Below are 13815 nucleotides of genomic sequence, written 5' to 3'. Positions count from 1 at the left end.
CAAGGCACCTACTCCGACTTTTTCGAGCGACCCATCAGTGCGACAACCATCTCATCGACCTTGAGGTCGCCGTGGCATACGGAGTGCACTGCCTCCGTGAGCGGCATGTCCACCCCGTTCGCCAGCGCCAGCTCGTAGATGCTCTTAGAGCTGATCACGCCTTCTGCGACCTGGCCGTGCGTCGCCTCGCGGGCGTCCTCCAGCGACATTCCGCGGCCGAGACGTTCACCGAACGTGCGGTTGCGGGACAGCGGCGAGCCGCAGGTGGCCACGAGGTCGCCCAGCCCAGCAAGGCCCGCGAAAGTGCGCTGATCTGCGCCGAGCGCCATGCCCAGGCGTGTGATCTCCGCCAGGCCGCGGGTGATCAAGGTGGCTCGGGTGTTCTCCCCCAGATCTTTGCCCGCAGCCATGCCGCACGCGAGCGCGATGACGTTCTTGCAGGCCCCGCCAATCTCACAGCCGACGACATCAGTGTTGGTGTACGGGCGCATATACGTGGTTGCGCAGGCGGCCTGGACCAGCTTCGCGCGGTTGAGGTCTGAGCAGGCGATGACTGTAGCCGCTGGCTGCTCCTCAGCGACCTCGCGAGCCAAATTCGGGCCCGACAAAACGGCCACGCGGTCGTCGCTAATGCCAGTGACCTCTGCCACCACCTCGGACATGCGCTTGTACGTGCCCGTCTCAATGCCCTTGGAGATAGACAGCACTGTGGCGTCCGAGCTGATGTGCGGCGCCCACGTGGCCAGGTTGTCCCGCATCGTCTGGCTCGGCACAGCGGGCACCACGATCTGTGCAGACTCGATTGCGGCTTCGGCGTCATAGGTCGCTTCAATCGCCTCTGGCAGTTCAATGCCCTCGAGGTAATCGGGATTCTCGCGTGTGGACGCCATTGTCTGCGCCAACTGGGTGCGGCGAGCCCACAGACTCACAGAGTTTCCGGCGTCCGCAAAGACCTTCGCCAGTGCGGTCCCCCACGACCCGGCGCCGAGAACAGCCACCTTGACCATGTGCGCTCCTTCTCTCTTACGTTCCGTGCCAGTGTAGAGGAGCCAGGCTCGGTTGGGCGCATATGATGAATGCCATGGGCAAGAAGTCGAAGATGCACGAAGACGACAAGGACATCCAGGGCGAGATGTTCCTCACCGGCCGCCACCAGGAGATTCCACGCCGACCAGATGAGGAATTTAAGAAGACTACTCTGGCTGCGGGCGCCGTGCTGTGGCGCGGCGACGTCAACGACACCGACTCGATTGAAGTCGCGTGCATTCATCGCCCACGCTATGACGACTGGTCCTTGGCCAAAGGCAAGGTGGACCCGGGCGAGTCTCTCGTGGTCACTGCGGTCCGCGAGATCAAGGAGGAAACCGGCTACGACATCCGCCTGGGCAAGCTGCTGGGTAGGACGGTGTACCCCGTCATGGACAGCACGAAGGTGGTCTACTACTGGATCGCTCAGGTGCTCGGCGGCGAGTTCGAGCCGAACGACGAGGTCGACGAGATCCGCTGGCTCACCTTCGACGATGCCAAAGAAATCATGTCCTACGACCTCGACCGCCAGGTTCTGACGAAAGCGGAGAAGCGCTTCCGCCTCCCGGCGACGAGCCGCATCCTTTATGTGCGCCACGCGAAGGCGCACGACCGCGAGAAGTGGTCCGGCGACGACAACAAGCGGCCATTAGACAAGAAAGGCCGCCGCCAGTCGGAGATGCTCGTCCCAATGCTCGCTGCCTTCCACCCGGAGCGCATCTACAGCGCTCTTCCGGACCGCTGCCAGCAGACCATCGCGCCGCTTGCCGACGAGTTGAACATGCCTGTCGACGTCGACCTGCGTTTCGGTGATAACGCCTGGCAGTCAGACCCGTCCGGTGCCAAGCAGGCTTTCCAAGCTGTCATCGATCAGGGCGGCACGAGCGTCATCGTGGCCCAGGGCGACGTGATGCCCAACATGATCCAGTGGCTCTCAGAGAACGGCCGCCTGCCGATCGACGGTGAGATCAACTGCAAGAAGGGCTGCGTGTGGGTCTTGTCCTTCAACAACGGCGAGCTGACTGGCGCTGACTACATGCCCACTGCCCTGCCGGTGCGATAAAAAGCGGGGCAGTCCGGCCGTTCTAGACGTCGATAGCTGGCTTGTACGCGGGCCGCTTCGCTTCGAAGTCCTCGATTGCGCCCTCATCACGCAGGGTCAGGCCGATGTCGTCGAGGCCTTCCATGAGGCGCCAGCGGATGTAGTCATCGATCTCGAAGGTGAAGGTGTTCTCCCCCACCGTCACGGTCCGGTCCTCGAGGGACACCGTGACCTCCATGCCGGGGTTCTGTTCGAGCTGCTTCCAGATCAGCTCGATGTCGGATTCAGTCATTTGGCCGGCGAGCAGGCCTGCTTTGGAGGTGTTACCGCGGAAGATGTCGGCGAAACGCGGGCTGAACACGGCCTTGAAGCCGTAGTCCATGAGCGCCCACACGGCGTGCTCTCGAGAGGAGCCGGTGCCGAAGTCGGGGCCGGCGAAGAGCACGGAGCCGTTCTTGAACGCATCCTGGTTCAGCACAAAGTCTGCTTCGTTGTTACGCCAGTTGGAGAACAGACCGTCCTCAAACCCGGTGCGCGAGACACGCTTCAAGTACACAGCGGGGATGATCTGGTCGGTGTCCACGTTGGAGCGGGTCAGCGGAACGCCAACGCCGGTGTGGGTGGTGAACTTTTCCATGATTGCTCCTTAAAGGTCCGCCGGGGAGGCAAGGTGGCCAGTGATTGCGGTTGCCGCTGCGACAAGCGGCGACACCAGGTGGGTGCGGCCGCCGGGGCCCTGACGGCCCTCGAAGTTGCGGTTGCTTGTCGACGCTGACCGCTCCCCCGGCTGCAACTGATCCGGGTTCATGCCCAAGCACATCGAGCAGCCGGCGGTACGCCAGTCCGCTCCGAAGTCGCGGAAGATCTGGTCCAGGCCTTCTGCCTCCGCCTGCTGCTTCACCATTGCGGAAGAGGGAACGACCATCATGCGGGTGTTCTCGTGAATCTTCTTGCCCTTGATGACCTCCGCAGCTGCACGCAGGTCTTCAATGCGCGCATTGGTGCACGAACCAAGGAAGACAGTGTCGATCTTGATGTCCCGCAGCGGGGTGCCCGGCTCAAGATCCATGTACTTCAACGCCTTCTCGGCGGCCGCCTTGAGCGTGTCATCACCGAAGGACTCCGGGTCCGGCACAGACTCAGCCAGCGGCAGACCCTGACCAGGGTTTGTGCCCCAGGTGACAAACGGGGTGAGCGCAGAACCATCGATTTCGACGACAGTGTCGAACTCGGCACCCTCATCGGTCGGCAGCGTCTTCCAGTAGGCGACGGCGTCGTCCCAGTCCTTGCCTTGTGGTGCGTATTCGCGGCCTTTGACGTACTCGAAGGTCTTCTCGTCGGGGGCCACCATGCCGGCACGGGCACCGCCCTCGATGGACATGTTGCAGATGGTCATGCGTGCTTCCATCGACAGCTTCTCGATGGCCTCTCCGCGGTACTCGATGATGTGGCCGGCTCCGCCGTTGGTGCCGATCTTCGCGATGATCGCCAAAATCAAGTCCTTAGCCGTGACTCCGGGCTGCAATTCGCCGGAGACCTCGATAGCCATGGTCTTGAACGGCTTGAGCGGCAGTGTCTGGGTCGCCATGACGTGCTCAACCTCGGAAGTGCCAATGCCCATGCCGATCGATCCGAACGCACCATGGGTTGAGGTGTGGGAGTCGCCGCACACGATCGTCATGCCCGGCTGAGTGATGCCCAGCTGCGGGCCAACGGTGTGGACAATGCCCTGCTTGACGTCGCCCATAGAGTGCAGACGGACACCGAACTCTTCGCAGTTCTTGCGCAGGGTGGACACCTGGGTGCGGGAGGTCAGCTCCTCGATCTCCAGCAAATTGCCGGACTTGATGCCCACGGTGGGCACGTTGTGGTCCTCGGTAGCCAGGTGCTGCTGGGGGTTGCGGATCGCGCGGCCGTTCATGCGCAGGCCGTCGAACGCTTGCGGCGAGGTGACCTCGTGGAGAAGCTGGAAGTCGATGTAAATCAGATCCGGGTCCCCGTTCTCACCTTTGGTGATCACGTGATCGCGCCAGACTTTTTCAGCCAAAGTCAATGGCTTGTCCGCATTAACGGCCATCTCAGACACTCTCCTTCAAGCATGTTCCCAACAGGCGGGACAAACGAGTCCATTCAATGGGACAGTCTAGCGGAGGCCAGACCGTTTCACGTAATCCTAGGCAAAACCGTTTTGCCACCCTCGTTCACCCTGCGCCCTGAACGAACACACCCCTACCACGGTCGATACCACTGTCCACATAGTGGATTGCTATCATCCGCATCGTGGGAAACACTGCAGAACTTTCCGGCATCAAGGTCCTTGACCGTTCCATCGCCATCATCGACGCCATCGCCGCCGGCGAGAAGACCCTTGCTCAGCTGAGCGCCGCGACGGAACTCCCCCGTGCGACGACCCACCGCCTTGCCACAGCGTTGGAGATTCACCAGATCCTCGTCCGCACGGAAGCCGGCGCATGGGCGATCGGCCCCGCACTCGCACGCTATGCCGCAGCTGGCCCGTCACAGGTGATTGACGCTGCTAAGCCCATCATGGGCGAGCTAGTGCGCACCACGCACGAGTCCGTCCAGCTCTACGAGCTCACTGGCGCAACCCGCACGTGTGTGGCGGCGATCGAGCCGCCGAGCGGACTCAACAACACAGTTCCCGTGGGTTCGAAGCTGCCCCTCGACCGTGGTTCCGCTGCGAAGGTGTTTGCCGCCTACGAGCACATCGACACCCCGTTCAACCCTGCGGAGCTCGACCGGATCCTTACCACCCGTCTAGCCGAATCCGTCGGCGAACGTGAAGTAGAGCTGGCCAGCGTATCCACTCCCATTCACAGCGCCAACGGTGCGCTTCTTGCCGTGCTGTCCATCTCCGGCCCGGTCGAACGCCTCAAGCCCTCCCCTGCGCAGATGTGGGGAGCCGAACTGCTCAGCGCAGCCGACGCCTTGATGGCCGCAATCTAACCTGCGTCGATAGAGTCAAGCGCGCCGACCGGCCAGACCACGTTCTTCGCCAGCGGGATCTGGTGGGAAGCGCTTTCCAGAATGTGCATGAAGTAGCCGGCAGAGTTCGGGATCGCGACGATATCGCCCGGCCGTACCCCACGGGGGAAACGGATCCGCCGCCGCAGGATCACCTCATCCTCAATGCAGTAGGCGCCCACCAGGAACGCCTCGACCTCCTCGTCGGTGGAACCGGGGGCGCCCGTCACCAGAATCGGATCGATCAGGTAGTCATCCGATGTGGTCCGGCATTGCGTCCGGTTCATCGCCAGGCCGACGAGTGGTAACCCATCGCTGCGGTGCTTGGTGAATTCGACGGTGGCGAGGATGAGGCCGCAGCCGTCGAGAAGCGAGCGGCCTGGCTCCAAATGCAACCGTAAGCCGCGTGAGGTGAGCTCTTGCGCAACACCATCGGCCAGCACGTCGCGCAGCCATGCACCGCGCACGGGCCGTTGCCAGTAAGGGTAGGTGTTGTGCAGCGGGTCGCCCTTCCACGTGAACGGCTCCGCGTAGCCCTCCCGCATGGCGCGTAGCGAGTCTTGGGCGTGATTCCACTGCTCCTCATCGTCGAGGTAGCTCATCGGCACACCGCCGCCCACATCAATGAACTGCGGGTCGTGCCCGCTCGCCCGCAGCTTATCGACGAGCCCCACGCACTCCCGCAGCGCCGCAGACCGGTCCGCAGCAGCGTAACCGTGGAGGTGAACGTGCACCCCTGCAACCGTCACGGAGCCCACTGGCTCGCTCAACCGCTGCGCCCAGACCTGAGAACGTTCGCCGAAGCGAGTCGGCGGCATCGTCTGCGGATCCGGCGCGAGACGCGGAGCCACCAAGGCGGTGCGGTCACCGGCAATGGCGATGATGCGCTCCAACTCGGTCACGTTGTCGGCGGAGATGACCACCCCGTTAGCGATGGCGAGCTCGAGCAACGCGTCCGACTTGATCGCCGCGGAGAGAATGATCCGCTCCCCCGGCACGCCCCGATCCAGGACTTGGCGCAGCTCGTTCTCACTGGCCACATCAACACCATGCCCGGCGTCGCGCATCGTGTCCACAAACACGAGTCCCTTGTTGGCTTTGCGGGCGAAGAAGATCTTCACCTCGACTCCCGTGGAGGCGCCCGCGCTGACGAGCTCGTCGACGTTCGCCAGCATCGGTTCCGGATTGAGCACATTGACCGGGCTGGAGAATTCCTCGAGCAGGTTCCGGCAGTCGTTGTAGCTGTTGGTGAGTTCCTCAGCCCAGGGCTCGATCCGGGCCGTCATCGGCGGGACACCGTGCACGCGCTCGGGATTCTCCATCGCCTCAGTGACAACGCGGCGTGCCCACCGCGGGATCTCGTCATGTTGCGTCCGGTTCAGGGTGTCCAGGCCCAAGACCCACCCTTCAGTCATCCGTCCCGCCGCCGCAATGTGGCGCTGACCGGTGATCGTGGCGTCTCGGTCAATGACCAGACCATTCGTTTCAGGGTCGATTGTGCCGATGCCGCGGTCCACCAGGTCGGCCACCAGAGTGCCCGGAACGACTCCGGGCGGCGCGATGACCCCGTCGATCACGACTGTCGCTTTGACCTCACGCGCGGCGGCTGCCAGATCAGCGTTATCGCCCCCACGGTCGAGAATGTCGGTCCGCACGACACCCTTTTCGATCAGATCCAGCAGGTCAGCAGCAGGGCCGGCAAACGGCCCGAACGCGACGCGCTCGAGGCGGCGGGTGAGGTCGCCAAAGCTGTCGAGGCTCCCCCGCCCGCCGAAGGATGCACGCTCAATCACGGCCGGATAGGCCTTGCGGAAGGCGATGCCCACCGCGTGCGCGGGCGTGACCGGCTCGGTGACGGAACGCCGAAAATCCTCCACCGGATCGCCTTTGTCGGTCCCGGCGAGAACCTGCTCGATGGCATTCCGGTCTGCGTCACCGGTCTCGCGCTCGAGAATCCCTGCCGCGCATTCGGCCAGTGCGTCCACGATGTCCTGCGTGTTTGTTGCGGCACGGATTGCGTCCTGGGCGCGGTCGACGAGGTCGTCGATAAGCGTCGTGGGCTCATGCTTGGCCTCCATGAACCTGCCCGAGCGCGTCACGGGGTAGATCGCTTTCGCAGAGATGACGCGGGTGATGTCGATGAACGTCAGTGCGGCGCCGCGCACGACCACCACGTCGTCGGGAGTCACGGTCGCGAGAGCCTGAGGGGTGGCGGGCGCAATGACCCGCACGTTCTCTCCCAGGCCCAGATCCGCGTGGGCCAACGATCCGGGCCAGTCGTCGGCGTGGCCGGTGGTGATGAGGACGTCGTCGAAAAGCGTGCCCTCAACCTCCCATTGCTCACCGCGGGGACGAATGTCCTTGACCCACGTGCGCCGCCAGTCGATCGTGCACGTACGCGGCGCGAATGTCTGCAGATCGCCCCAAGCTTTTCCGAGGAAGTCACCGGCGGTGCTGCGCGAGGCCGGTTCATCTTCACGACTGAAGTTCTCGAAACTGGAGCTGTGCGACCGGATCGCGCTGTGCGGCACGTTGAGCACCCACTGCTCAGGCTGATCCAGTTCGTACGCGTTCCTCGCACCCACCGTGCCGGAGGAGAACACCGTGAGATCGATAGCCACGCCGCGCTGGCGGGCGAAGTCGAAGAGCTCTTCAGCAGCCCACAGTCCGCGCGGTCCGGCACCGATGATCGCAACTGTTCTACCCATCGAAATCCACTCCCAGCTTCTCTGCCACCCACTCGTCGTTGTACATCGTGTCTAGGTACGCGACTCCAGAGTCGTGGAAGATCGCCACGACATCGCCTTCTAGTTCCGCATGCTTTTCGACGCACGCAGCCACCGCTCCCCCAGACGCCCCCGGCAAGAATCCCGTCGCGGCGGCCAAGCGGCGACCGGCCGCCACGCAATCAGCTGCGCTGACCCGCACGACCTCGTGCGGTGTGACGTCGCCGGCGAGATCCGGAACCACGCCAGCGCCAAAGCCAGGCAGCAGCCGCTCGCCGCGTTCTCCGCCGAAAAGAACCGACCCTTCTGCGTCGACAGCAATCACAGTGGTATCCAGGTCGTGCTCCTCGATGTAGCGCAGACATCCTCCGACAGTGCCTGTCGTGCTCACTGCCACCACCAAGTAGTCCGGCGCGTGCCCAAGTTGCTCCACGATCTCGCGCATCGTGCCTTCACTGTGCGCGGTGAACGCAGCGCGGTTCGAGTACTGGTCCAGGTTGACCGCGCCGAGCTTATCGACGAGCTCCGCGACCATGATCCTCCGCGCCGCCAACCAGTCCCCCGTGCGTGGATCCGGTTTCGTGACCGCATGGATCGTTGCGCCGAGCGCCTCCATGTGCGCCACGGTTGAGGCGTTCGTGCGTTGGTCCACAACGCAGTGGAAATCCCACCCGCCGACGGCGGCCTCACGCGCTAGAGCGACACCGAGATTGCCGGAACTCGACTCGACCACCGTCACACCGGGGCCGACGAGCCCCTGTTCTTCTGCGGCCTTCACCAGAGCCCGCGCTGTACGGTCTTTCGCGCTGCCACCTGGGTTGAACGATTCCAGTTTTCCCCATACCCGCCGGCCACTGGAGGCCCCGTCGCCGGTGTCGAGACGTATGAGGGGCGTGGAACCTATGGTGTCGAGCAACCGACGGTTTTCAATCATGCCCGCCAGCTTATGTGAAGCGGGTGGGGTTAGGCTTGGGCGCATGAGCGACAACAATACTCAGGACAACCGTTACGACGCTGGCATGGCCGTGCGCCGCGACGTCATGGGAGATGACTTTGTCGACGCGGCGCTCGAGCGCAACACCGGCAAAGACGGCGAAGAACTGCAAAACCACGTCACAGCCACCGTGTGGGGCTCGGTATGGACGCGCGACGGACTTTCCCGCCGCGACCGCAGCTTGCTCAACATCGGCATGCTGGTCGCACTGCGCGCCACTGAGGAGCTGCGTGGCCATGTCCGTGGCGCACTTGTCAACGGCCTCACGCGCGAGGAGATCACCGAGGCGATCATCCACTCCTCCGGTTACTGTGGCGCCCCCGCAGCGCTTTCTGCGATGAAGGTGGCCCAAGAAGTGCTCGAGAACGAGCTCGGCCCGAAGGACTAAGACTTAATGCTCAATCCCTGCTCAGCACGCAGGTCATCTGCGGAGATGTAGTACGTTTCCATCGTTCCGTCGACCACGACCATGAGGTTGGACATGTCATCGGGCAGCCCTGCACCGGCTTTGCTGAGCTCGGCACGGATCTGTTCCGGTGCCCACGACGCGTCAACCGTGATGGGAATGGGAAGAGTCACGCCTGCGATCTGAGACGTGATGGTCATCCTGGCCACGAGGATGTGAAAGTTCCCGTTGAGAGTGGTGATCACCCCTGGGCCGGACCGCTGCCAGATATCCTCCACACCGGCGGAAGCACCGGGGAACCGAACACGCAGGTTGTCCAACTCCACACGGTTGCAATCGATGCGGATTGCGGGTTTGGACCCCTGCATCGTGTCCACCTGGACGTAGGACATCTTGACGTCGCCCAGCAGCTTCGTGGAATCCGACTGGACCGTGTATGTCTCCCCCGAGGGAGTCATCATATTCTCGATCGGCGACGGAGGGTCGAAGTCGAAACCGCCAATCTGCCGGGGCACTGCACCGCGACCCGACAGCTGCGGTGGAAGGTCAAGGCCTTCAAGCTCGGGGGTTGGAAGCACCGGCGGCGGTGGAGGTAATGGGGGCAGTGATGACGGTGCTGGAAGTGGCAGCGGCGGTGGCAGTTCCAACGAAGGCAACGGAGGCACGGGAGGAAACTGCGCGACAGCGACCTGCGGCGCGGCCACGACCATGGTTGCGGCCGTGAGTGCAGCTGCTACTTGTCCCCTGACTTTCATGCGGTTTTCTCCCCTGGCGCCCAGGACAAGGCCCACGCCCCGCCGATGAGAGCGAAGAGGGTGCCGATGATGAAACCGCCGAAATTCGACGTGGGCAAAGCAATGAATCCGAGCAGCATGGCGGTCACCCCAGTGAGAATGCGGGCCTGCGGCTGCCCCCACGTCATCAAGCCACAAACGATGAGCAGAACACCCACGAGCAAGGTGGACACGCCCGAGATCGTGCTGATCTGGATCATGATGTTAGACACCTCGAAGGAGAGGTAGGCCGGCATGAGGATGATCACACCGGCGATGATCATGCACAGCCCCGCGCCGAACGGCCGTCCGCCGCGCCATCCCGCGAAACCGCGATTGATCTTCTCGACGTTGTCATCTGTGTCGGCGGGACCCTCCGCCGTGCCGGGGACGTTGGTGGGACCGTCGAAGAGTTCGTTGATGCCCCCGTGCTCCGGCCCACGTGAATTAGCACTCACCTTCGCCCTCTTTCACCACCTTAATCTGCCCGCCGGCGGCTGTGAGCTTGTCAGCGGACAGGGACGTGGCGTAGATCAGCTGGTTCTTTGCAGACAGGTGCGTCATGGAAATACCGAAGGAGCCCGGCTCAGCCTTATCGGACAATTGCCGGGCGTCCACACCGATCTGCGGGTTGGTCATTGTCATGGTGCCGTTGAGTTCCTTGGCGCCGATGACCAGGTTGGTAGCTTTCGTGCTTGCCCCCGGGGCCTTCATTTGGAAGCGACGATCCCCCAAACCGGGGAGCTTAATCGGCGCGGACATGCACAGGTCGGTGATCGTCGCGTCCTCCAGCTTGAGGCGAGACACGGCTACTTCACTGTCCTTCAAGGTCTCTCGGTCGACGAAGAGGCTGAAGTTGTCGGCCTCAATGCCGCCGACCTGCTGGGTGAAGATCACATTCGACAATGCGAGACCAGCGGTGAGCCCGTTCTGCGCCATCGCCACACCTTCACCGGCGAGAATGATCAGCCCCACACCGGTGATAACAGCAAACCGGAGTTTCTTGGTGTGTCCCATGCCCACGCTCCTTTATGTTTGTGTAGCAAACACTACTCCTGAGCGGACGCTACGTCAGCGAAACACGACAAAACCCCGGCGGTTTGCAAACAACCGCCGGGGCGTGGATCGGTCACGGTTAGGTAGCCGCAGGAGCTTCTGGCTCATCGGGCTTGTTGCCCGAAAAGAAGAATGCGCAGAATATGGTCGCCGCTAGCGCACACGAAATCATGGTCCGCATGAGAGAATCTTCCACCCCGATCCGAACGGCGACAACTGTCCAAACCGTAGCGGCGAACAGCGCGAGCAACAGACCAACAATATTTCTAACCATGACAACCCCTCCATTGGCATCTCGTTTCACTGACCTAATCAGGATTCAACCGGGATTCGTTACGCCAATGTGCACAGGGCTTCTTGAACAAAAGAAAAGCCCTTCCACTCCGGTATGGAATGAAAGGGTTTTAGCTTTGTACCCCGTACGGGATTTGAACCCGTGTTACCGCCGTGAGAGGGCGACGTCCTAGGCCGCTAGACGAACGGGGCGCGCTCGCTTGTGGCGACTTGCTCACTCTAAATGGTGATGGCGCCGAACGCCAAATCCCTAGGTCAACAAGCGGCTAAGCGTTCGCTTCTAACTTTCTTTGAACAGGGGCTTTCCGTTGGTGCCCACGGAAAAGATCGCCAGAAAAACAACCAGTCCCATAGCAACGGTGACAATGGCCGAAACAATTTGGTTTTCAATGCCGTATTGCGCGGAGACAATTGCCCACGCCATAGCGATAGCGACCGCGACAGAAAAGCCGGCGATTCTCTTACCCATAATTCCCCTCCATGTGAGTAATCGGTTTCGTTTGTTAATTGCTCCGCAAACCCCCTCCGTTACACGAACCTAGGTCTCCACTTCTCCCTTAGGCTTTCGACCCACGTTGTAGACCGCCGTGAACACCGCCGCCCCGATTGCAACCGCGACAATAAGAGTCACAAAGTTGTTCTCAATGCCAAGATATTCAGACATATGGAAAAACCCTTTCACTCCACTGTGGAATGAAAGGGTTTTCTCGCTGTACCCCGTACGGGATTTGAACCCGTGTTACCGCCGTGAGAGGGCGACGTCCTAGGCCGCTAGACGAACGGGGCATTAGGACTTTTCTGTCTTGCAGTTCACTATTTGAAGCGGACTGCAGCTGGCCTACCAGGACTCGAACCTAGAATGACGGTACCAGAAACCGTAGTGTTGCCAATTACACCATAGGCCATCGTCATACTGTGCGGCTGCTTGTCAGCCGCACTGAACAACGTCGATAACTATAACCACGGTGCGCAATGAGCACCAAATCCGCTGGTGATGCCAGCAAATTACGGCGCTGTCATTTGCTATTGCCCGGCAGCAAACGGGGTCTGCTCGCGCGCTGCACGCAAACGCGCCATGGTCGATTCACGTCCGAGGAGCTCCATAGACTCAAACAGCGGCGGGGAGATAGCTTCACCCGAGATGCCCACTCGCAAGGCCCCGTAGGCTTTGCGGGGTTTGAGGCCGAGATCGTCGATAAGCGCCTTGCTCAAGGCCGCTTCGATGTTCGCGGTGGTCCACTCCCCAACTGCTTCAAGTGCCGCAAGGCCGGCGTCGAGCGGCTCCGCGGCATCTTCCTTGAGGTTCTTCTTCGCAGCTTTCTCGTCGAGCTCCAATTCTCCATCCGGTGTGACCAAGAACTTGAGCAGACCGTATGCGTCACCAAGCACCTTGATGCGCGTCTGCACAAGATCCGCAGCGATAGCGAACTTATCTTCGGGGTAGTCGGCCGGGAAGTCCGTGTACTCGGTGAGGTAGTCACGCAGGCGGTTCTTGAAATCCTCAGGCTCCAGCATGCGAATGTGGTCAGCGTTGATGGCTTCGAGCTTCTTCTCGTCAAAACGCGCAGGGTTTGATAGCACGTCATTGATATCGAAGGCTTTGATGAACTCATCGACGGAGAACACATCCTGGTCTGCGGACAAGGACCACCCCAGCAGCGCGAGGTAGTTGATCATTCCCTCGGGGATGATGCCGTTGTCGCGGTGGTTAAACAGGTTCGACTCGGGGTCGCGCTTGGACAGCTTCTTGTTGCCCTGCCCCATGACGAACGGCAGGTGACCGAACTCCGGAGTGATTTCAGCGACACCAATGCGCTGCAGTGCCTCGTAGAGAGCGATTTGGCGCGGGGTCGACGAGAGCAGGTCCTCACCGCGCAACACGTGCGTGATGCCCATGAGCGCGTCATCGACAGGGTTGACCAGGGTGTACAGCGGCGCACCGGTAGAGCGGGCGACAACGTAGTCTGGCTGCGTCGCGGCCTTGAACTCCATCTCTCCGCGGACGAGGTCGTTCCACGCCCAGTCCTTCTCCGGCATGCGCAGGCGCCACACCGGCTCGCGTCCCTCTGCCTTGTAGGCCGCGACCTGCTCTTCGGTGAGCTCGCGGTCGAAGTTGTCGTATCCCAACTGCGGGTCGCGGCCGGCCGCGATGTGACGCTCCTTGACTTCCTCTGCTGTGGAGTACGCCGGGTACACTTCACCGGCATCAATCAGCTTGTCCAGAACTTCTTTGTAGATGTCCATGCGCTGCGACTGACGGTACGGCTCGTGCGGGCCACCAGTGACCACGCCTTCGTCCCAATCCAAACCCAGCCAGGTCAGAGAATCGATGATGGCCTGGTAGGACTCCTCCGAGTCACGGGCTGCGTCAGTGTCCTCAATGCGGAAAACGAGCTTGCCGCCGGTGTGGCGGGCGTGCGCCCAATTGAAAAGCGCCGTCCGGACCATTCCCACGTGGGGCGTTCCGGTCGGCGACGGGCAAAAACGAACTCTCACAGGGGCATCAGTCATGC

At 61.9% G+C, this 13815-nt stretch carries 13 protein-coding genes and 3 tRNA genes; 3 read left to right on the top strand and 13 right to left on the bottom strand.

Annotated features, from left to right (window positions below):
* Positions 1–8: 8 nt before the first annotated feature.
* Entirely contained in the window at positions 9–1007 is a 999-nt protein-coding gene (locus KBX18_RS05850; protein WP_255995192.1) for an NAD(P)H-dependent glycerol-3-phosphate dehydrogenase, read from the bottom strand.
* A gap of 74 nt (positions 1008–1081) precedes the next feature.
* Between KBX18_RS05850 and KBX18_RS05845 the strand changes: the two genes are divergently transcribed.
* Positions 1082–2089 carry a bifunctional NUDIX hydrolase/histidine phosphatase family protein gene (locus KBX18_RS05845; RefSeq protein ID WP_255995191.1) on the top strand — a complete coding sequence of 336 codons (1008 nt, stop codon included), beginning with the start codon at positions 1082–1084 and terminating at the stop codon, positions 2087–2089.
* Positions 2090–2111: 22 nt separating this feature from the next.
* Here KBX18_RS05845 and leuD read toward each other — a convergent pair whose 3' ends face one another.
* Positions 2112–2705, bottom strand: coding sequence for a 3-isopropylmalate dehydratase small subunit (gene leuD / locus KBX18_RS05840; RefSeq protein ID WP_255995190.1), 594 nt, complete (start codon positions 2703–2705; stop codon positions 2112–2114).
* Between the two features lie 9 nt (positions 2706–2714).
* Positions 2715–4145 carry a 3-isopropylmalate dehydratase large subunit gene (leuC, locus tag KBX18_RS05835; protein WP_255995188.1) on the bottom strand — a complete coding sequence of 477 codons (1431 nt, stop codon included), beginning with the start codon at positions 4143–4145 and terminating at the stop codon, positions 2715–2717.
* Positions 4146–4348: 203 nt separating this feature from the next.
* Here leuC and KBX18_RS05830 point away from each other — a divergent pair, with 203 nt between their 5' ends.
* The gene (locus KBX18_RS05830; protein WP_255995187.1) at positions 4349–5035 is read left to right on the top strand and encodes a helix-turn-helix domain-containing protein; all 687 of its coding nucleotides are present in this window, start codon (positions 4349–4351) and stop codon (positions 5033–5035) included.
* Here KBX18_RS05830 and KBX18_RS05825 read toward each other — a convergent pair.
* Positions 5032–7761: an FAD/NAD(P)-binding protein gene (locus tag KBX18_RS05825; RefSeq protein WP_255995186.1), complete on the bottom strand. Its 2730-nt coding sequence runs from the start codon at positions 7759–7761 to the stop codon at positions 5032–5034. The two genes, KBX18_RS05830 and KBX18_RS05825, sit on opposite strands and share 4 nt — an antisense overlap.
* Entirely contained in the window at positions 7754–8713 is a 960-nt protein-coding gene (locus KBX18_RS05820) for a pyridoxal-phosphate dependent enzyme (protein WP_255995185.1), read from the bottom strand. The genes KBX18_RS05825 and KBX18_RS05820 overlap by 8 nt, the downstream gene beginning before the upstream one ends.
* A 43-nt stretch (positions 8714–8756) precedes the next feature.
* Here KBX18_RS05820 and KBX18_RS05815 point away from each other — a divergent pair, with 43 nt between their 5' ends.
* The gene (locus KBX18_RS05815; protein ID WP_005290392.1) at positions 8757–9161 is read left to right on the top strand and encodes a carboxymuconolactone decarboxylase family protein; all 405 of its coding nucleotides are present in this window, start codon (positions 8757–8759) and stop codon (positions 9159–9161) included.
* Here KBX18_RS05815 and KBX18_RS05810 read toward each other — a convergent pair.
* From KBX18_RS05810 to gltX, 8 genes are all read right to left on the bottom strand, one after another.
* Entirely contained in the window at positions 9158–9757 is a 600-nt protein-coding gene (locus KBX18_RS05810) for a hypothetical protein (RefSeq protein WP_255995184.1), read from the bottom strand. The two genes, KBX18_RS05815 and KBX18_RS05810, sit on opposite strands and share 4 nt — an antisense overlap.
* Positions 9758–9930: 173 nt before the next feature.
* Positions 9931–10410: a DUF6114 domain-containing protein gene (locus KBX18_RS05805; protein ID WP_005290396.1), complete on the bottom strand. Its 480-nt coding sequence runs from the start codon at positions 10408–10410 to the stop codon at positions 9931–9933.
* A complete protein-coding gene (locus KBX18_RS05800; protein WP_005290398.1) occupies positions 10400–10969 on the bottom strand; it encodes a DUF6230 family protein in 570 nt (189 codons plus the stop codon). Before KBX18_RS05800 ends, KBX18_RS05805 begins: the two co-directional genes overlap by 11 nt.
* Positions 10970–11421: 452 nt before the next feature.
* Positions 11422–11494 (bottom strand) — tRNA-Glu (locus KBX18_RS05795).
* Positions 11495–11582: 88 nt separating this feature from the next.
* A complete protein-coding gene (locus KBX18_RS05790) occupies positions 11583–11771 on the bottom strand; it encodes a hypothetical protein (protein ID WP_255995183.1) in 189 nt (62 codons plus the stop codon).
* A gap of 244 nt (positions 11772–12015) precedes the next feature.
* Positions 12016–12088 (bottom strand) — tRNA-Glu (locus KBX18_RS05785).
* Positions 12089–12135: 47 nt separating this feature from the next.
* A tRNA-Gln gene (locus KBX18_RS05780) sits at positions 12136–12207 on the bottom strand.
* 118 nt (positions 12208–12325) lie between these two features.
* Entirely contained in the window at positions 12326–13813 is a 1488-nt protein-coding gene (gene gltX, locus KBX18_RS05775) for a glutamate--tRNA ligase (protein WP_255995182.1), read from the bottom strand.
* Positions 13814–13815 lie beyond the last annotated feature (2 nt).

Origin of the sequence: Corynebacterium sp. CCUG 69979 (assembly GCF_024454095.1) — a bacterium.
In the GTDB taxonomy this organism is placed as follows: Bacteria; Actinomycetota; Actinomycetes; order Mycobacteriales; family Mycobacteriaceae; genus Corynebacterium; species Corynebacterium genitalium.
The sequence above is the reverse complement of the archived record's forward strand: the minus strand, read 5'-3'. Positions and strand labels throughout refer to the sequence as shown.

Coding starts and splice junctions, on each gene's coding strand:
- KBX18_RS05790 (WP_255995183.1), bottom strand. CDS start 11,771: ATGGGTAAGAGAATCGCCGGCTTTTCTGTCGCGGTCGCTATCGCTATG.
- leuC (WP_255995188.1), bottom strand. CDS start 4,145: ATGGCCGTTAATGCGGACAAGCCATTGACTTTGGCTGAAAAAGTCTGG.
- KBX18_RS05850 (WP_255995192.1), bottom strand. CDS start 1,007: ATGGTCAAGGTGGCTGTTCTCGGCGCCGGGTCGTGGGGGACCGCACTG.
- KBX18_RS05815 (WP_005290392.1), top strand. CDS start 8,757: ATGAGCGACAACAATACTCAGGACAACCGTTACGACGCTGGCATGGCC.
- KBX18_RS05825 (WP_255995186.1), bottom strand. CDS start 7,761: ATGGGTAGAACAGTTGCGATCATCGGTGCCGGACCGCGCGGACTGTGG.
- gltX (WP_255995182.1), bottom strand. CDS start 13,813: ATGACTGATGCCCCTGTGAGAGTTCGTTTTTGCCCGTCGCCGACCGGA.
- KBX18_RS05800 (WP_005290398.1), bottom strand. CDS start 10,969: ATGGGACACACCAAGAAACTCCGGTTTGCTGTTATCACCGGTGTGGGG.
- KBX18_RS05845 (WP_255995191.1), top strand. CDS start 1,082: ATGGGCAAGAAGTCGAAGATGCACGAAGACGACAAGGACATCCAGGGC.
- KBX18_RS05820 (WP_255995185.1), bottom strand. CDS start 8,713: ATGATTGAAAACCGTCGGTTGCTCGACACCATAGGTTCCACGCCCCTC.
- leuD (WP_255995190.1), bottom strand. CDS start 2,705: ATGGAAAAGTTCACCACCCACACCGGCGTTGGCGTTCCGCTGACCCGC.